This is a genomic window from Shewanella marisflavi (assembly GCF_002215585.1).
Taxonomy (GTDB): domain Bacteria; phylum Pseudomonadota; class Gammaproteobacteria; order Enterobacterales; family Shewanellaceae; genus Shewanella; species Shewanella marisflavi.
In genome coordinates, this window is record NZ_CP022272.1 from 3,195,367 (window position 1) to 3,214,086 (window position 18,720).

Sequence of the window (18,720 nt, forward strand, 5' to 3'; positions counted from 1 at the left end):
TTAACCAAATCTGAGCAATAGACGACACAGGTGCCGATAGCCTGTGTCGTCAAACATATCCCGCCACAGAATCACCAAACGCTTATTGTCATCACTACAGAGCCAAAAGAGTACGGCAAAAGGACTCACCCACACCCGCCGATAATACAGAGCCACACAGTTTTCTGTTTGCGCAGCGCCTTGTGACTTTTCATCCAGCCCAATCTTACCGGACTCATCCAGCCAGAAGCCAAATGACCAGTGTTTGAGTATCCAAAATTGATAAACAAAGAAACCGACCACTGCCGATAGCAGGGCGTATTTGATAATAACAAACCAGAGAAGGGAAATTGGCGGCCAGACCAAGAATGAACTTAGACAAACGGCCGCAAAACATATCAGCGAGAGTCGCTGATCAAATGAAGCGACAAGGTCAAACTTATGGCGCCGCCCGGCCACGAACTTTTACGACCATATCGGCAAGCAGAGGATCGGGACACACTTCATGACCCATAAACCAGGCAAACAACTCGGGATCTTCACACTCTAACAAACGAACAAAAACAGCTTTGTCATCATTAGAAAGATGCTCATATTGCGTTTCAACAAAGGGTTGAAACAATACATCAAGCTCTAACATGCCGCGTCGGCACGCCCATCTTACTCTGGCAATGTTCATTGGCTCTGACACACAACTACTCCCTTATTTTTAATTGGCAATAGTGTACCAGTTAGGCTAACGGCTTCACACCGTTTTTATAAGCGTTCCACCTCAAGATCTTTACCGGCAAACAGATCACTAAAATCGGTTTCCAGCAATGATTTCACCGCCGGATGCTGAATCATCCGCTCGGCAAACATAACATGATAAACCTCTTTAATATCATTAGTTTCCCCTAAAAGATGAATATCATGGGCGAGAATATCTTGCTTATAGATGGAGGGCGCCACAAAGATCCCCTTCTTAAAGAAACCGAAGGCTTTCATCATGGCAGCATCATCGAACTCTCCAAGAATGGTCACATCCAGGCCATTCTCATCAAACCAATGGTGCAGCTGCTGGCCAAGCGAAGTACGTTTGCCCGGGATCAACAGCTTGCCCTGCTCCAGACAAGCGGGAAAGGGTTGTTCATAAGTAGTCGATGAGAAAAATGCCACGCCGCACTCCCCGAGCTTCTTAGATAAGATCTCGGGATATTTGAGTGACTCGCCGGCACAGTCGGACAAGATCATATCCAGCTTATGGGCTCTTAGGCGTTCCATCAGGCTCTCGTGGGTTGCCTCATAGCAAGCCAGGTGCATAGAGCCATCGCTGGGGACAACAGAAAGTAACACGCGGCTGGCCAACGCCTTAGACAAGGCATCGGCGATGCCTACCTCAAACAAGATGTTATTATCCTTTTGATAGTTAAGGATATCTAACATCTCATAACTCAGACTAAACATCTTGTCCGCATAACGGAATACCAGCTCACCCAGCTCAGTGGGCTCAAGGTTACGCCCTACCCGCTTAAATAGCGTGCCGTTGAGACGCTGCTCCAATACGCGGATCTGCCCAGTTACCGTCTGCGGGGTCAAACATAAGGTCTCGGCGGCCTTAGCCACCGAGCCTTTTTTGTGCACCATCCAAAAATAGTAGAGATGGTTGTAATTAAGATGGGACATCAAGGTTTGCGAATCTCCCGTCCTATTTCAGACGCTGGCAATCCATCAGGTCGTACATCACTTCGCTGAGGGAATCGACAGAATCGATTTTGCCCATCTCAAACGCCTCAGCGAGTCCCTGTACCAAGGTTTCCCTCTCTGGTAGACGGCTCTCACAATAGGTACGATTTGCTTCTTCGAAGCGTTTACCACTGCGATACTTAAGAGCGCGAGACTCATAACCATTACTCTCGACTCTTTTCCCCATAGCATTGGGCTTATACATCAGCGCACCGTCAACCACCCCTTCAAGGTAGTGCTGACAAGACTCGCTATTGATATCCTGATTACAGGCGGCCAGTTGGCTAGCCGAGGCGCCCCCAGCTAATCCCAACGAGAGCATGAGTGTCACGACGATTTTTTTCATGATTTTTCTCCTTTCTCTGGCAGCACTTTAGATAACCAAAAATACCCTATTACCGCCGACGCGATAGATCCTGTCAATATGCCCAATCTTGCTAAATCGCCATAGGCTTCACCTTCACCGATAAAGGCCAGGGACGAGATAAACATCGACATGGTAAAACCGATACCACACATTACGGCTACGGGCGCAATATGACGCCAGCCCATACCATCTGGCAGTGCGGCAAGTTTGAGCTTCACGGCCACAAAACTAAATAGCAGTACTCCAAGCGGCTTACCAAGCAAGAGTCCCAAGGCAATCCCTACTGGTACAGGCGATAGCAGATCCCCTAAACTCATACCCGACAGATCCACGCCCGCATTGGCAAAGGCAAAGATAGGCAAGATCACAAAGGTGCTCCAAGGGTGCAGACTATGCTCTAAATTTTCAGAGGGTGAGCTACCGTCTTTCGCCCGCAGTGGAATACAGAAAGCAATAATAACGCCCGCCAAAGTCGCATGGACCCCAGATTTGAGCACGGCAATCCACAGGATCAGGCCCACTACGCCATAAGGCGCCAATGAGGTGACCCCCTTACGGTTGAGCCCAACCAGAATCACTATCGCCAGCGCTGCCACCACCAGGCTGATGGTCGACAAATCTGTGCTGTAGAACATGGCAATGATCACCACCACGCCTAAGTCATCGATAATGGCTAACGCAAGCAGAAAGACCTTAAGCGCTACCGGCACTCGGCTACCCAACAGGGCCATGATACCCAATGCAAAGGCAATATCTGTTGCAGCAGGAATCGCCCAGCCCACCTGAGTGATGGGGTCGGAATAGTTAAAGATGAGATAGATCGCCGCCGGAAAGATCATGCCACCGATGGCAGCAAAAGTGGGCAGAGACGCCTGCTCACGGCTCGACAATGCACCTTCAAGCAGTTCACGCTTCACTTCCAAGCCGATCAGCATAAAGAACAGGGCCATCAAGCCATCATTAATCCAATGAATGAGAGTCTTATCGATATCTAGGCTACCGACTCTCACCTGCATTTCTGTATGCAAGAAACCCTGGTACAAACCAGACAAGGGAGAGTTGGCCATGATCATGGCTAGTAGCACTGCGGCCATCAAGAGGATGCCGCCAGCTGATTCTTGGCTTAGAAAATTTCTAATCGCCTTTTCCATAAATTAAACTCCAAAAAACACTTAATGGATCGAGTCTAGCGGAATGCAACCTAACTGAATAATCGTTTGCATCAGCATTAAACATCGGTAATTCCGAAGTATCAAGTGTAGACTCTCTATCGAGACTAATCAACGTGATGCAATTTGACAGCTTGTTCACCAAGCCTAAACCTTTATGTGACAACACATACAGGCATATACTCGATAAATAGAGGTTTTTTTATGCAGAATAAATTAATAAAGCTCCAGTGACGATAATCCGCCGCTGGAGCTTTACCTCAGAAATTCCTCAGTCTTATGACTGAAGGTTATACAGAGAAAGGGTACTGGATCGCGTCATGATGCTGGTAACCTGTCACTTCGAAATCATCCATAGTGACCCAGGTTTCAAGATCTTCGAGCGACTTGATATCAGGATTGATATGTAGCTGAGGGGATGGGAAGGGCTGACGCTTGAGCTGCACTTCTTGCATTAAAGGCAACTGATCTTCGTAAATATGAGCGTTGACTATCTTGTGGTAAGCCTTACCCGGTTTATGGCCAGTGATCTGAGCGACAATGGCCAACAGGGCAAACACCTGCACCTGATTAAAGTTAAGTCCAAGCGGGACATCGCATGAGCGCTGGAAACTATTGAGATAGAGAGTGTCACCTAGCAAGGAAAAGTTATGGGTGTGCATACAAGGGCGCAGACAGCCCATATGGAATTCACCAGGATTATAAAAGCTTAAGATCTCGCCGCGATCATCTATTCCCCTGGAGAGGTTATCGATAATTTTTCGAAGCTGATCCACTGTGCCGCCATCAGGTTTCGCCCAAGCTCTGCCCTGAACCCCATAGACCCGGCCCATATCATCATGACCTTTACGGTGGGGATTGTTAAGCCAAGCGGTATTTTCGTTAGCGTTAGCATCCCAAGTCTTGGCACCTAACTTTCTAAAATCAGCGGCGTTGTCATAACCTCTGAGATAACCCAAAAGCTCAGCGATAGCCCCTTTCCAAAAGCTTTTGCGTGTGGTGATCAAGGGAAACTCATTACCGGCCACATTATATTCCAGATCGGCGTTAATCACGGTTAAGCAGCGCTTGCCCGTACGTTCGTTCTCGACCCAAACGCCCTCATTGATGATTCGCTCACATAACGCCAAATACTGTTTCATCTTGTCCTACTTTTTATTGTTACTTATAAGTGCGCGCAAGACGCCCACTGCTTATTCATCCTTTCCCATTTGCCGATTAGGTCAGGGCTATCTTGATTCCCGTAAAGAATAACATGACGGCGAAGATCTTTTTCAGTCTTGCCGTCGGCCAAATACTGGCAGCTTTCGCCCCCAAGGGCGCCGTCAACATTGAGGTGCAGACTATGCCCAGCAAAGCCGGCAAATAGATATACCCTAAGGTGTACTCAGGCAGGCCTTGGGTCGCCCAGCCAGCAAAGACATAACTCAGGCTACCAAACAACGCGATCATCAGACCTGTGACCGATGAAAAGCCGATAGCATGGCGCATCTGCACGCCAGCCCAAGTCAGGAAAGGGATCAATAAGATGCCACCACCAATCCCCATCAGCGCCGCAATCACTGCAATAATACAGGCCGCAAGGAATAAGTAGGGCGCTGGGGGTAAGGAGCACTCGACCTCTGTAGCCTTAACGGGAAAAACCATCTGCACAGCCATAAGCACCAAGAAACCAGCAAATATCTGCTTAAGCAACTCGGCGGAAAAGAGTGAAGAGATAAAGCCTGCCGACAGAGCACCAATGATAAAACCCGGCAACATAATAGTCAGTAAATGCCAGGGAATATTACCACGGCTATGATGTGCCCTGGCTGAGGAGAGTGAGGTTAAAATAATCGCCGCCAGGGAGGTTGCTATCGCCACATGGGTCAGATGCTCGGGTACCACGCCCGCCTTAGGTAACAAAAACAGCAGTACAGGCACAGCGATCACACCGCCCCCTATGCCTAACAGACCTGCCATAAAGCCAATAAAGGCACCTAAAGCAATGCAGCTAACAACTATGGTGAACATGAAACCTCTATCGCGATGGCAAAATGAGGCATTAGCTTAATGGAAATAATGGCAGATTGAAATTACCCAAGCCCAGTTATAAGAACTCATCCAATTCGTTATCTTTAAGGTATTGAGTCAATAGCTGCCTCACCTCGGCTCCATTGCTGAGCGATAGTGCCTCATTGAGGATGGCACTGAGATCGCTATAGGAGACTCTGCGGATCAAATAATTGATCTTGGCAAGGTTACCCTGGTTCATACTCAACTGGGTGTAGCCCATAGCCACGAGCAAAAGGACGCCTATCGCCTCCCCCGCCAGCTCACCACACACACTGATTGGCAGTCGATAGTGCTTACAGGCTAATCTCGCCTGCTTCAAGGCCCGTAAAATACCTGGATGGTAGCAATCGTAAAGGGTGCTGACTCTGGGGTTGTTACGGTCGACCGCCAGTAAATATTGTGTCAGGTCGTTGGATCCTACTGAGATAAAATCGACCCGTTTAGCTACCTCTTCCAGCTGGAACAAGAGCGCTGGCACTTCCAGCATGATCCCTAACTTAGGTCGCTGTAGATCCGGATGAACATCTTGCTTCACCTCAAGATAGGCCTGCTCAAGATAGGCGATAGCCTGATCGATCTCATCGAGGCAACAAACCATTGGTAGCAAAATATGTAACTGATCGCGCCCACCGGATGCATTTAACATAGCCCTTAGTTGCACCAGGAAAAGCTCTGGATGATCTAGGCTTAGGCGTATTCCTCGCCATCCTAGGAAGGGATTCTCTTCGGTGATAGGCAGATAAGAGAGCGGCTTATCACCACCGACATCTAAGGTACGCATCACCACCGGGCGGCCAACCGCCGCATCTAATACCTGGCGATACACCTCGACCTGCTCAGCCTCACTGGGAAAGCGAGTCTGCAACATAAAAGGGATCTCGGTACGATACAGGCCAATACCATCGGCCCCTTCGGCTATTTCCGAAGCCAAGCTGCTCAAGAGTCCGGCGTTGAGATAGAGATGAATACGACGCTCATCGAGAGTTGTAGCGGGTTGTGAAAGCTCAGCCGCATACCGCTTTTGCAATGCCTTCTCGGCCGAAATCAAACTGCGATATTCACTAATCAGAGTCGGCGTTGGCGAGATGAGCACCTGCCCCCGATTGGCGTTGAGAATTAACTGCTTACCATCAATCCCCGCATTAAGGATCCCCTCTACCCCAATCACAGCGGGAACACCAAAGGCGCGCGCCAAAATCGCGGCATGGGAGTTTACTCCCCCCTGCTCAGTGACAATCCCAACGAGCTTATGCTGGGGAAATTCCGCCAACATGGTCGCCGTGGCTTCCTTAGTCACCAAGATCACCGGCACATCGAGTTCCAGCTGCATCTTTTGTGGCTCAATCAATTCACGCAGAACACGCTGACCTAAGTCACGAATGTCGGTGGCGCGCTCTTGCATATAGGGGTCTTGCATCTTAAGGAAGTGGTCGATGTAGCGCAGCGACACACGGCTCACCGCAGAGATCGCCGTCCAGCCCGCGTGGATCTCCCGCACATACTCACCGCCTAAGCTGGTATCATCAAGCAGTAAAAGCAGTGCCGAGAAGATAGATTGCACCTCTTTCTCATTCTCGCCATCGAAACGTTGCGACAGGGCACTTAGGGTATTGCGACAAGCATCTAACGCCTGACTCAATGCCTGTAGCTCAGTTTCGATATCCTGGGTCTGATGCTGCTGTTGATCTAAGGCTATTTCACCACCTAGCACCATAGCATGGGCAATCACCACGCCACTGGCCGCTGAAGTCCCGGTATAAAGACACTTATCTGGCGCCGATTTCACCTCAGCCTTCTTACGCTGCTCACGCACGGCTACCGCTAACTGGGCAGCCAGGGTCATCAGGAAGGCCTCTTCGGCCTCACTAAACTGGCGGGCATCGGCCTGCTGCACAACCAGCACGCCTAAGATCAATTTTTGAAAGATGATGGGAACGGCGAGAAAGGCACGAAAATCTTCCTCGTCGACTTCGGTAAACAACTTGAATCTGGGGTGTTGCTGGGCATCGGCCAGGTTAACGGGTTCTTCGCGCTCGGCCACTAGTCCGACCAAGCCTTGGCTCATGGGCATCTTGACTCGGCCAACGGCCCTGGGGTCCAGACCATCGGTCGCAGAAAGCACCAACTCCTGCTCCTCTAAGATATAGATAGAGCAGCATTGGGTTTCCATTGCCGATTTAGTTTGGCTAACGAGTAGCGATAAGGCAGATTGAAGATCTTCGGCTGCGGCTACGGCCTGAGTAATATCCCTGAGCGTTTTTAACACAGCCTATCTCTCCATCTTAATCTTACCTGCGGCGACCTCGCCTTCTGCCACTATGGGTATTTTCCTGCGCCTGAAACGCTAACGTCGTCGGCGCAAACTCTTTCATCACCTTGCGGTAAACATCACGTTTAAAGGATACCACCTGCCTGACAGGATACCAGTAACTGACCCAACGCCAATCATCAAACTCAGGATGCCCCGTGGCCGCCAGATCGATAGCCGACTCCTGACTCTTTAATTGTAATAAAAACCACTTCTGCTTCTGTCCGATACATAAGGGTTTACTGTCTTGCCTAATTAACCGTTTTGGTAATCTATAACGCAACCAGGAACGAGTTGAGGTTAACACCTGTACATGCTCAGGCTTTAACCCAACCTCTTCATACAACTCCCGATACATGGCTTGTTCGGCACTTTCGCCTTCATCCACGCCACCTTGCGGAAATTGCCAGGAATGTTGACCAAAGCGTCTGGCCCACATCACCTGCCCAAAGCGATTACAGATAATGATGCCTACATTTGCACGAAAGCCGTCACTATCAATCACATGGACTCCAAATTGAAATATTCTAATGAATCGATTGTTTCACAAAGCGGCGTCGGCGGCAATTCCCCGTTAACAGATATTGATTGGATAAAAAACCAATTTTTTTGCTTTTATCAACAGACACTCTCGATATCAACCGAGGATATCCACAAAATCTGTGGATATCTCTGTTTGAAACTCAGTTAAAATTGTCAATTTAGCCTAAATGAAGATCAAAAGCCTTCATTTGAGGCTGACAAAATACAAAGCTAAAACGCTGAATAAAAATAGAAAATTTTTGTAAAAACCATAGGGTCATTTGTTCACAAACTGCGATCGCACAAAAAACACCCAAAGGGTGAATGGAATAAAAAGACACTTGCAGTTATTTAAGGTTATTCACAGATAAAAGCAATTATGTGATATTGCGGCGCTAAACAGCCCGCTAAATCCCCTTGACATGAGCCTTTTTGTTCATCTTGCCAATCAACACTCACAGTTATCCAATAATTCTGTGGATAAGTATGTTGGAAAGAGTGGGGAAATCACGGAGTAACTCGATAAGCGACCAGAAGATATCAAGACCAAATAAGAGTTAATAGTTAAATTTCATTAACTTAAGCAAAGCTTCAGCTGTGGTTAACTCAGCACAAAGATTTCGGGCAAATTTTAACCGTGATTGCTAAAGTGTATAACTCGGGTAGAATCCTTCCTATGAAAAGCAGATCCTTACCACCGGCCTCCGTCGACGAACTCATGTCTCGGGCCCAAGATATGGCAGGCCTTACCTTAGGCCAACTGGCCGAACTACACGCCATTGCTGTGCCCGACAATCTCAAACGTGATAAAGGCTGGATAGGCCAACTCATTGAGCTTGAGCTGGGTGCCACCGCAGGCTCAAAACCTGAACAAGATTTCTTGCACCTGGGCGTAGAGCTCAAAACGATTCCTGTGGATGAGTCAGGTAAACCCCTTGAAACCACCTATGTCACTGTGGCACCACTTATCAACATCAGCGGCCTCAGATGGCAAGACAGTCTGGTCTTTCATAAGCTACAGCGGGTGCTGTGGATACCGGTGGAAGGAATTCGCCATAAAGCCGTAAGCGAAAGACGCATAGGTACGCCTATCCTCTGGACCCCAAACGAAGAGGAGCTGTCGCAGATCCGCCAGGACTGGGAGGAGATCATGGAGCTAATCGCGCTAGGCAAGGTAGAGCAGATCACAGCCCGCCACGGCGAAGTACTACAGCTAAGACCCAAGGGGGCTAACAGCCGAGCCCTCACTCAAAGTATCGCCAGCAATGGCCAAATAAAACTGACCAATCCCAGAGGCTTCTACCTCAAGATCCCTTTTACTCAGCAGATCCTTAACCGTTATATCTGTCCTTAATCAACGCCAAAACCGAGTGTGTTGATCCTCAAGTAGACTTATAAGCAATGGGCTGGCTGGCTAAATTTACATCAGTAAACGCTAAGAAAAAACAACAAACACGGTAGCTTAACAATTTAGAAACATAAAATTGTCGCTTTTTTGGCACATCTAGACTTCATTTGACCTAGATCACAAATATCACTGGAAATTGTAGGGGTGTTTTCTATACACTAGCGCATCCTGAGATTTGTGCAGCAGTTAGGAATTATCTGTCACCGTGAGAGCACGCATTCAAGCAAAGAAGCTCATATTTGCCATTTTCGCTTGGGCTATCGCCATGGCGGCGTTCGTCTTTTTCCGCTATGCCCAAACACCAGAGCTACCGCAATGGGCGGTAGGGACTGCCGATCTCGCGACGCTGGCAATCTACATGGGGATCATCTTTGGTAGCCTGCATTGGATGTCGAATCTCATCGCAGACTATAGCGCCATCAACCGCCTGCCCTATCTGTTTTCGGTGATCTTTAAGGGACTCTTCCTTCTGCTTGGGGCCACAACGCTGGCCTATATGACCCAGTTCCTTAACATGTGGGCCATCGAAAACCATATGTCGACCCTCAGGCAGATGCTGACCGCCCATATTCTATACAGTCCCGCATTTCAGGCACTTATCATCTATCTCGTCGCGGTACGTGTGGGTCTCGCCTTTATCGAGCAGATGGCACTGCTGGTCGGCCCTCGAATCTTGCTCAATATTGGCTTGGGGAAGTATCACAGACCCAGATATGAGCAGCGTCTGTTTCTCTATCTGGATATGGTAGCCTCGACCACCCATGCCGAGTCTCTGGGAGATTACCGCTTCAGTCGTCTGATCCAGGACTGTTTTAGCCTACTGTCGGATACCGTGGTGAATAATGATGCCGAGATCTATCGCTACATGGGCGATGCTGTGTTGATACACTGGCCACTGGAAAACGGCATCATAGAAGATCGCAGCTTCAACATTTACTATGAATTCAGTCAGCAACTCAACTGGCAGCGCAAATATTTCGAAGAGCAGTATGGTTTTGTGCCTAAATTTAAGGCCGCAGCTCACTGTGGGCAAGTGGTCGCGGCAGTCGTGGGTGTGCAAAAGCAAGAGATTAGCTTCTTTAGCGACGTGCTCAACACCCTGGCAAGATTGCAAGATCAGTGTAACCCTATGGGTCAACGCATGTTGATCTCAGGCTCCTTGCAAGCCCTCATAGATACCAGTAAAAGTCACTACGACTTCGCCAATCTCGGGCCGATTAAGCTCAAGGGGAAACAACACTCTATCGAGGTATATGGCGTTTCCCCCAAGGGTAGCAATAATTAGGACCTGTTTTCCTTTCAGATTTCATTTTTGTTCAATCTAAACCCGTTTTGCTCGAGGCATGAGTCTCGAGGCATGAGTCTCGAAACATGAGTAATGATGCATATTTGTAATATGTGAATTGCAAGCACCTAAGAACGAGCAACTAAGAACGAGCAACTAAGAAATCGTCTGAAACGATCTCTAACAGCTTTGCAGGCCATTTCATAATCAACAGGGTGCGTTTAGAAGAATACCCTTGAGCAGTATTTATGGGGCAGCGCTTGTAGGCCTTTGCTACTGCATTATCGCCGGTTTATGTCGCTCACTACAGATCACCGACTCTGCTAAATACAAATCACCTACAAACTTTCGCAAAAACAAACAGAAAAGATCAACAGCCCTTAGCTTTCCGCCTGCTCCAACAAACTTTGAATCGCCTTGCCCAAGGTTCTAAAGGTCATGATACGGCTGGAAGTCTGACGCCACACTAAACCTATGTCTCGATAGGGCGCCTCACCAGGTGGGGTCAATGCAATCAGATCTGTGTCGTTCAAAATCCCAGCATCTATCGCCATCTGTGGCAAAAAAGTGGTGCCTAACTTGCTGTTTACCATCTGCACTAAGGTATGCAGACTCGTAGCGGCAAAGGGGTTGATCTTATCACTGTCGGCCAGACGACAGGCACTGATGGCATGACCGGTAATACAGTGCTCAGATTGCAGCAGGAAAATACTCTCATCGGGCAGCGCTTTATAATCGATCGGCTGTTGTACCTCGCTGCTCAGCTCCTTATGCATCACCAGTTTAAAGGGATCTATGCCCACTTTCATGCTGTGGTATCCGCTGGTATCGACCGGTAACGCTAACAGTAAAAGATCCAGCTCGCCCTTCCCTAGCGCATCAAGTAACCGCTCTGTGGTATCTTCTTTTAAAAACAGGGTCAGCTCTGGATATTCCTGCTGACAATGTTTCACCACTCGGCTTAGCAGAAACGGCGCTATGGTAGGGATGCAGCCCAGACGAATATCACCTGTCATGGGTTGCCCCTGGTGCTTGACCAGTTCCACCAGATCATCGACATCGGTCAGCAGCTTGCGTGAACGCTGAACCACCTCTTCGCCAATGGCGGTAAAGATAAAAGATTTATGATCCCGCTCGATCAATTGATGGCCGAGTTGCTCTTCCAGATTTTGAATGCCACTCGACAGGGTAGACTGGCTGACATGGCACAGCTTGGCCGCGCGATTAAAATTCTGTTCCTGATAAAGATTCACCAGGTAGTAAAGGTTCTTTAGACTTGGCAGATGTTTCATAAAATCGATTACCAGCTTCCATTTACATTCAAATACTCTATCTAACTCTAGCACAAGCACCATTAGGATTAACCCACTCTTGTGCCAGAAGTGTGAAGCGCTACCCAAAAGCGGCTAATTAACGCACAAACTAAAACGCCCCCGATGATCACTCATCAGGGGCGTTGGTAAACTCAGTAGCTTAAGCTTAGGGCTTAGGCTTTCGACTCTAAGTAAGCCTTCAGCTCAGCCAAGTCGTTGCTAGCATTATCGACAATCACCTGTAACCAATTAGCGTGCTCGGCCGCCCACTCTGGCGCTTCGCCATGTTGCAATAACTGAGCATACTGCTGGATACGCTTTAAGCCAACAGAACCGGCTGCGCCCTTAAATTTGTGCGCTTCAGAACATAAGGTATCTTTGTCTTGTGCTTCTTTAGCATTCACCAGGTTGCCAACATACTCAGGCATCAACTGCTCAAACAAGACAACACTCTTAAGCAAGGTACCTGCACCAATAGCGCTGCAGTACTGCTCAAGGGTATTGAGATCCAATATTGATTCTAACTCGGCTGTTGCCATATTAAGGCACCTCTCGAAAAAATGCTGACGGGACAAGAATAAAATTTACCCCATAATAGCGCCTAGAATGGTGGGCGCAACTAATTGAAGCATATGCAAGTTAAATAGGCTCTTATTTAACCTTTCATTAACCACATATTAAATTAGTTGCCCAATTATTCACTTTTTTAGCCCCTAAATTGAAAATTGATCACTTAGCCTATCGGGTCAAATAATGCCCTTGTCCCCCGAGAGATTCGAGGTTCTTCACTATCGCGACTAACCCCTCCCAGCGATAGGCGCACCAATCGGGTGCCAACAAGATAGGCTTCTTAGCATAAGCAGTAACACGATGAAAAATCACCTCTTTAGGCGTATGGCGTATCAACTCTCCGACACTGTCGGCATAGGCTTGCTGGGACAATAATGTCATCCGCCCAGCGCGCCAAGCCTTAGCCATGGTGCTGCCTTCGACGATATGTAGTGGATGAATTTTTAATCCATCGACACCCGCGGCAAGTACCGCTTGGTGGCTAGCTAAAAAATCCTCATGTGTTTCACCGGGCAGCCCCAAAATAAGGTGGGTACAGACCTTTAACCCCGCCATTCTTGCCCGCGTCACTGTGTCTCTATACTCCTCAAACCCATGACCACGGTTGATTCGCTTAAGCGTCTCTAGATTGGCACTTTGCAACCCAAGTTCCAGCCAGACCTCAAGGCCGCGCGCCTGATAGCCCGCCAGTAACTCAATCACTTCATCGCTGACGCAGTCGGGACGCGTACCGACACACAAGCCGACAATATCTTTATCGGCCACCGCCTCATCATAGCGCTGCTTAAGTAATCGATACTCATCATAGGTACTGGTATAAGCCTGAAAGTAAGCGATAAACTTTGTGGTCTTGCCTTGAGCACGCTCGCGCCCCTTCGCCAGTTGCACCGCAATGGAATCGACAGTGCCATGCTCATGACTAAAAGAAGCCACGTTACAGAAGGTACAGCCACCTCGCCCCAGACTGCCGTCTCGGTTTGGACAGGTAAATTTAGCATCTAAGGTCAGCTTCTTTAGGCGCTGGCCATATTTGGCTTTGCAATGCAGACCAAAAGTATTGACGTGACTATCCAGTCCCACGGGGTTCTCTCTCGAAAAATAAAAGGCAGGGATTGTAACTGGCCCTAAAAATGAGTTCTTGGCGCTACATCAATGTTTAGCCCCTTAACCCGTGTCCCACATCACAAACTGAAGCTAAACTTAGCCCCGCTGCACACTCTGGCTAATACATTGGTCTTAGATTTGTTAAAAAATTCACTGTATCTGCAATAAAAATCATTTTTTTAGATTAAAAGACAATAACCCTATTTGTTACATTTTGGTAAAGGTCTTTTGAGACTTAAATCAAAATTCTTTTTATTCATAATGTTATAGCGCACCAAAAACAGTTTACGTTAACGTAAAGTTAAATTTAAAAGCGTATAAAACACGCCTTGCCAGTCACATTTTATGCATAAATTTGAATTGACCTTTTGCTGGGCAAAAGTTAATTTGGATGGTTCGGGTGCACATCAATCGCATGAATTTCCCCGACGAAGTATTGGTTAGTATTAGGGAGTTTTTATATGAGCTTGTATCACCCCAGTTTTGAACGGGATAACTGTGGTTTTGGCTTAATCGCCCAAATGGATGGCGAAGCCAGCCATAGAATTGTACGTACTGCCATTCATGGCCTGGATCGCATGAAACACCGTGGTGGTATTGCTGCCGATGGCCGTACCGGCGATGGTTGCGGCCTGCTTATGCAACTCCCCATTAAATTCTTCGAAGCCGTCGCCAATGAAAACGACTGGCACCTGAGCCGCAAGTTTGCCGTGGGCATGCTGTTTTTAAGCCAAGATGAGGCGGTAGCAGACTATACCAAGCGCACCCTTGAGCGTGAGTTAGAAAAAGAAACCTTAAGCGTAGCCGGTTGGCGTGAAGTCCCGGTTAATCCTGAGGTGCTTGGCCCTATCGGTCAGGCCAGCCAACCTAAGATCTGGCAAGTATTGATTAATGCCCCTATCGGTTGGCGAGAGAAAGATCTCGAGCGTCGCCTCTATATGGCGCGTCGCCGTCTCGAACAACAGATGACAGACTGTAAAGACTTCTATGTCGCCAGTCTCTCCGGCCAGGTGATCGTCTATAAAGGGCTAATGATGCCCGCCGATCTGCCAGCCTTCTATCCAGATCTGGCCGATATTCGCCTACAAAGCTCTATCTGCTTATTCCACCAGCGTTTCTCAACCAACACTTCGCCCAAGTGGCCTTTGGCGCAGCCGTTTCGCTATCTCGCCCACAATGGTGAGATCAACACTATCACGGGCAACCGCCAGTGGGCCCGCGCACGTGCCTACAAGTTTAATGCACCGCTACTCCCGGATCTGCAGCAAGCCGCTCCCTTTGTGAATGAAAGCGGTTCTGACTCCTCTTCGCTGGATAACATGCTGGAGATGCTGCTTGCCGGCGGTATGGATCTGTACCGCGCCATGCGTTTGCTTATTCCGCCTGCATGGCAGAGTAACCCAGAGATGGATGATGAATTAAAGGCCTTCTACGACTTCAACTCCATGCATATGGAGCCTTGGGATGGTCCAGCGGGGATCGTGATGACCAATGGTCGCCATGTGGCCTGCGCGGTGGACCGTAATGGCCTGCGTCCGTCACGCTATGTGATCACCAAAGACAGAATCCTGACCCTGGCATCAGAGATCGGCATCTGGGACTATGGACCGGACGAGGTACTCGAAAAAGGCCGTGTTGGCCCAGGTGAGCTATTGGTGCTCGACACCCTTAACGGTCAGCTCTACTCCTCGTTCGAGATTGATAACGATCTTAAACGCCGCCACCCCTATAAAGAGTGGATGGCCAAGAACAGTCAAACCCTAATCCCCGCCGAGCAGATGCCTGGCGAGGCCCAGGGCGTATGCGAGTTCTCTGCTGACACCCTAGTGCAATACCAGAAGCAATTTGGCTACTCTCGCGAAGAGTTAGAGCAAGTGATCTGGGTGCTGGCCGAGAAAGGCGAAGAAGCCACAGGCTCCATGGGCGACGATACGCCGATGGCGGTGCTGTCGAAAAAGTCTCGTACTCTGTACGACTACTTTCGCCAGAAATTCGCTCAGGTAACCAACCCTCCTATCGATCCCCTACGGGAAAAGCACGTGATGTCGCTGGCCACCTGTGTCGGCCGCGAACAGAACCTGTTTAATGAGACCACGGGTCACGCCTACCGCGTGATGTTTAACTCGCCTATCCTGCTCTACAGCGATTTCAATCAGCTGCTGGCGCTGGATTCGACCTACTACCGCGCTAATACGGTGGATCTCAATTACGATCTCAGCGAAGGACTAGAGGCGGCGATTCGCCGCGTCTGCGACGAAGCCGAGCGCCTGGCGCGCACCGGCACCACTCTGCTGATCCTGTCCGACCGAGCCACCGACAAGCGCAAGCAAGTGATCCCCGCCGCCATGGCCGTGGGCGCCGTGCAGCAGGTGCTGGTCGACAAGAGCCTAAGATGTGACACCAACATCATAGTCGAGACCGCCTCGGCCAGAGACCCGCACCACTTCGCCGTGCTGCTGGGCTTTGGTGCTACCGCCATCTACCCTTACCTGGCCTACGAAAGTATCTCTGCGCTGGCCAGCCGTCATGGCGTACGCGAAACCCAGCAGCTGATGCTCAACTTCCGTCAGGGCATCGACAAGGGACTACGTAAGATCATGTCCAAGATGGGGATCAGTACCGTTGCCTCTTACCGCTGTAGCCAGCAGTTTGAAGCTATCGGCCTCTCATCAGATGTGGTCGAACTCTGCTTCAAGGGTGTGGTCAGCCGCATCGAGGGCGCGAACTTTGCCCTACTAGAGAAAGATCAACAGGCGCTGCAGAAGCTGGCCTTCCAGGCCCATCAGCCGCTACCTCAGGGCGGTCTGCTGAAGTATGTTGAAGGCGGTGAGTACCACTGCTTCAACCCGGATGTGGTTAACACCCTGCAGCAGAGCCTACGAGACCAGGACTATGGCGTCTACAAGCGCTTCACCGAGTTGGTGGACGACAGACCCGTGGCAACCCTGAGGGATCTCTTCACCGTTAAGGCTGACAATAAGGCTGTCGAACTCGATAAGGTCGAAGCCGCCGAGACCCTTTACCCAAGATTTGACAGCGCCGCCATGAGTATCGGCGCCCTCAGCCCAGAAGCTCACGAGGCGCTGGCCGTTGCCATGAACCGCCTCGGCGGTCGCTCAAACTCGGGCGAAGGCGGGGAAGATCCACGCCGCTTTAATTCTGAGCGTAATTCGGCCATCAAGCAGATCGCCTCGGGCCGCTTCGGCGTCACGGCGCACTATCTAGTGAACGCCGAGGTACTGCAGATCAAGGTCGCCCAAGGCGCTAAGCCAGGTGAAGGCGGTCAGCTGCCTGGCGACAAGGTGAGCGTAGAGATCGCCGCGCTGCGTAATGCACGCCCAGGCGTCACCCTGATCTCACCGCCGCCGCACCATGATATCTACTCTATCGAAGACTTGGCTCAGCTGATCTTCGACCTTAAGCAGATCAATCCTAAGGCGATGATCTCGGTCAAGCTGGTATCTGAGCCCGGCGTGGGCACCATTGCCACCGGCGTGGCCAAGGCCTATGCCGACATGATCACCATTTCAGGTTACGACGGCGGTACGGGCGCTAGCCCTATCACCTCGGTGAAATATGCCGGCAGCCCGTGGGAGCTGGGTCTGGCCGAAGTACACCAATCACTGGTGGCTAACGGACTGCGCCATAAGATCCGCCTGCAGGTGGACGGTGGCCTTAAGACTGGCACCGACGTGATCAAGGCGGCCCTGCTAGGCGCCGAGAGCTTCGGCTTCGGTACCGTACCTATGATCGCCCTTGGCTGTAAATACCTGCGTATCTGTCACCTCAACAACTGCGCTACAGGTGTCGCGACCCAGAACAAGCAACTCAGAGACAATCACTACCACGGCCTGCCCGAGCGCGTGATGACCTACTTCGAGTTTATGGCCCGCGAGATCCGTGAGTGGATGGCGGCATTGGGCGTCACCGAGTTTGAACAACTGGTCGGTCGCAGCGACTGGCTCTCGGCCTTAGAAGGCACTACAGATAAACAGCAGCAGCTGGATCTGTCGGCCATTCTCTATAAGCCGGAAGTACCAGAAGGCTGCGCCCTCACCTGGCGTGAGACTAACCCAACCGATGACAAGGGCGAGCTTAACCAGAAAATTCTAAGTCATTGTCAGCAGGCAGTAGATCAGGGCGAAGCCTTAGAGGCACGCTTTGAGATCAACAATACAGACCGCTCTGTGGGCGCTGCCCTGTCTGGCTATATCGCCACCAAGGTTGGCCGTCAGGGTGCCAAGGCACCGATACAGCTTAACTTTAGCGGCAGCGCGGGTCAGAGCTTTGGCGTGTGGAATGCACCAGGCCTGTCCCTGAACCTCTGCGGCGATGCCAACGATTATGTGGGTAAAGGCATGTCGGGCGGCAAGATCACCCTCTATCCGCCAGTGGGCAGCATGTTCCAGAGCGAGAAGAGCGTGATCCTGGGCAACACCTGCCTCTATGGCGCCAGCGGCGGCAAGCTGTTTGCTGCCGGTCAGGCAGGCGAGCGTTTCGCCGTACGTAACTCAGGCGCCATCGCCGTGGTCGAAGGACTGGGCGATAACGGCTGTGAGTATATGACTGGCGGCATCGTCGTAGTGCTGGGCAAGACAGGCGTTAACTTCGGCGCAGGTATGACAGGCGGCTTCGCCTATGTATTCGACCGCTTCGGCCACTTCAACCGTCGTCTCAATACTGAGATGGTGGATATGCAGAAGGTGACGGCGCCGATACAGCAACAGCACCTAAAAGGATTGATTGAAGAGCATGTAGCCGAGACCGGCAGTGAGCACGCCAAGATGTTGTTAAACGATTTTGAAAACTGGATCGATTGTTTCGTCCTGATCAAGCCTAAGAATGTGGCGCTCGATGATCTCTTACGTCTGGAACAATCTGAACCTGCATTAGCAGTGGTAGCGGGGTAATGGCC

15 protein-coding genes are annotated in these 18,720 nt (G+C 50.0%); 3 read left to right on the forward strand and 12 right to left on the reverse strand.

What is annotated here, in order from left to right; all coding sequences use genetic code 11:
- The 9 genes from CFF01_RS14185 to rppH form a co-directional block, all read right to left on the reverse strand.
- Positions 1–438, reverse strand: a complete 438-nt coding sequence (locus tag CFF01_RS14185) for a protein YgfX (RefSeq protein ID WP_088905221.1) — start codon at positions 436–438, stop codon at positions 1–3.
- Positions 419–658, reverse strand: a complete 240-nt coding sequence (locus CFF01_RS14190) for an FAD assembly factor SdhE (RefSeq protein ID WP_033539774.1) — start codon at positions 656–658, stop codon at positions 419–421. Before CFF01_RS14190 ends, CFF01_RS14185 begins: the two co-directional genes overlap by 20 nt.
- Positions 659–735: 77 nt before the next feature.
- On the reverse strand, positions 736–1,644 hold the full coding sequence (gene nhaR / locus CFF01_RS14195; protein ID WP_033539773.1) for a transcriptional activator NhaR: 909 nt from the start codon (positions 1,642–1,644) through the stop codon (positions 736–738).
- A gap of 22 nt (positions 1,645–1,666) precedes the next feature.
- Positions 1,667–2,050 (reverse strand): hypothetical protein, encoded by a 384-nt coding sequence (locus CFF01_RS14200; RefSeq protein WP_033539772.1) that lies wholly within the window; start codon positions 2,048–2,050, stop codon positions 1,667–1,669.
- Positions 2,047–3,222, reverse strand: coding sequence for a Na+/H+ antiporter NhaA (gene nhaA / locus CFF01_RS14205; protein ID WP_088905222.1), 1,176 nt, complete (start codon positions 3,220–3,222; stop codon positions 2,047–2,049). Before nhaA ends, CFF01_RS14200 begins: the two co-directional genes overlap by 4 nt.
- 308 nt (positions 3,223–3,530) lie before the next feature.
- The gene (locus tag CFF01_RS14210; protein ID WP_088905223.1) at positions 3,531–4,382 is read right to left on the reverse strand and encodes a thymidylate synthase; all 852 of its coding nucleotides are present in this window, start codon (positions 4,380–4,382) and stop codon (positions 3,531–3,533) included.
- 76 nt (positions 4,383–4,458) lie between these two features.
- On the reverse strand, positions 4,459–5,253 hold the full coding sequence (locus tag CFF01_RS14215) for a sulfite exporter TauE/SafE family protein (RefSeq protein WP_088905224.1): 795 nt from the start codon (positions 5,251–5,253) through the stop codon (positions 4,459–4,461).
- A 76-nt stretch (positions 5,254–5,329) separates the two neighbouring features.
- Positions 5,330–7,561, reverse strand: a complete 2,232-nt coding sequence (gene ptsP / locus CFF01_RS14220; RefSeq protein ID WP_088905225.1) for a phosphoenolpyruvate--protein phosphotransferase — start codon at positions 7,559–7,561, stop codon at positions 5,330–5,332.
- Positions 7,562–7,583: 22 nt separating this feature from the next.
- A complete protein-coding gene (gene rppH, locus CFF01_RS14225; RefSeq protein ID WP_033539767.1) occupies positions 7,584–8,108 on the reverse strand; it encodes an RNA pyrophosphohydrolase in 525 nt (174 codons plus the stop codon).
- Positions 8,109–8,801: 693 nt separating this feature from the next.
- Here rppH and mutH point away from each other — a divergent pair.
- The gene (mutH, locus tag CFF01_RS14230; RefSeq protein WP_088905226.1) at positions 8,802–9,479 is read left to right on the forward strand and encodes a DNA mismatch repair endonuclease MutH; all 678 of its coding nucleotides are present in this window, start codon (positions 8,802–8,804) and stop codon (positions 9,477–9,479) included.
- A 259-nt stretch (positions 9,480–9,738) separates the two neighbouring features.
- Positions 9,739–10,818 (forward strand): adenylate/guanylate cyclase domain-containing protein, encoded by a 1,080-nt coding sequence (locus CFF01_RS14235; RefSeq protein ID WP_033539765.1) that lies wholly within the window; start codon positions 9,739–9,741, stop codon positions 10,816–10,818.
- 380 nt (positions 10,819–11,198) lie between these two features.
- Here the strand turns inward: CFF01_RS14235 and oxyR are convergent, their stop codons facing one another.
- From oxyR to CFF01_RS14250, 3 genes are all read right to left on the reverse strand, one after another.
- The gene (oxyR, locus tag CFF01_RS14240) at positions 11,199–12,110 is read right to left on the reverse strand and encodes a hydrogen peroxide-inducible genes transcriptional activator OxyR (RefSeq protein WP_052125687.1); all 912 of its coding nucleotides are present in this window, start codon (positions 12,108–12,110) and stop codon (positions 11,199–11,201) included.
- 194 nt (positions 12,111–12,304) lie between these two features.
- Positions 12,305–12,670 carry an Hpt domain-containing protein gene (locus CFF01_RS14245; RefSeq protein WP_033539764.1) on the reverse strand — a complete coding sequence of 122 codons (366 nt, stop codon included), beginning with the start codon at positions 12,668–12,670 and terminating at the stop codon, positions 12,305–12,307.
- 199 nt (positions 12,671–12,869) lie between these two features.
- Positions 12,870–13,781: a TIGR01212 family radical SAM protein gene (locus CFF01_RS14250; RefSeq protein ID WP_088905227.1), complete on the reverse strand. Its 912-nt coding sequence runs from the start codon at positions 13,779–13,781 to the stop codon at positions 12,870–12,872.
- A 485-nt stretch (positions 13,782–14,266) separates the two neighbouring features.
- Between CFF01_RS14250 and gltB the strand changes: the two genes are divergently transcribed.
- Positions 14,267–18,715, forward strand: coding sequence for a glutamate synthase large subunit (gene gltB / locus CFF01_RS14255; protein WP_088905228.1), 4,449 nt, complete (start codon positions 14,267–14,269; stop codon positions 18,713–18,715).
- Positions 18,716–18,720: the final 5 nt, after the last annotated feature.

Bases quoted from the DNA above. Each gene is read 5' to 3' on its own strand.
- CFF01_RS14190 (WP_033539774.1), bottom strand. From the start codon at position 658: ATGAACATTGCCAGAGTAAGATGGGCGTGCCGACGCGGCATGTTAGAG.
- nhaR (WP_033539773.1), bottom strand. From the start codon at position 1,644: ATGTCCCATCTTAATTACAACCATCTCTACTATTTTTGGATGGTGCAC.
- CFF01_RS14200 (WP_033539772.1), bottom strand. From the start codon at position 2,050: ATGAAAAAAATCGTCGTGACACTCATGCTCTCGTTGGGATTAGCTGGG.
- nhaA (WP_088905222.1), bottom strand. From the start codon at position 3,222: ATGGAAAAGGCGATTAGAAATTTTCTAAGCCAAGAATCAGCTGGCGGC.
- CFF01_RS14210 (WP_088905223.1), bottom strand. From the start codon at position 4,382: ATGAAACAGTATTTGGCGTTATGTGAGCGAATCATCAATGAGGGCGTT.
- CFF01_RS14215 (WP_088905224.1), bottom strand. From the start codon at position 5,253: ATGTTCACCATAGTTGTTAGCTGCATTGCTTTAGGTGCCTTTATTGGC.
- mutH (WP_088905226.1), top strand. From the start codon at position 8,802: ATGAAAAGCAGATCCTTACCACCGGCCTCCGTCGACGAACTCATGTCT.
- oxyR (WP_052125687.1), bottom strand. From the start codon at position 12,110: ATGAAACATCTGCCAAGTCTAAAGAACCTTTACTACCTGGTGAATCTT.
- CFF01_RS14245 (WP_033539764.1), bottom strand. From the start codon at position 12,670: ATGGCAACAGCCGAGTTAGAATCAATATTGGATCTCAATACCCTTGAG.
- gltB (WP_088905228.1), top strand. From the start codon at position 14,267: ATGAGCTTGTATCACCCCAGTTTTGAACGGGATAACTGTGGTTTTGGC.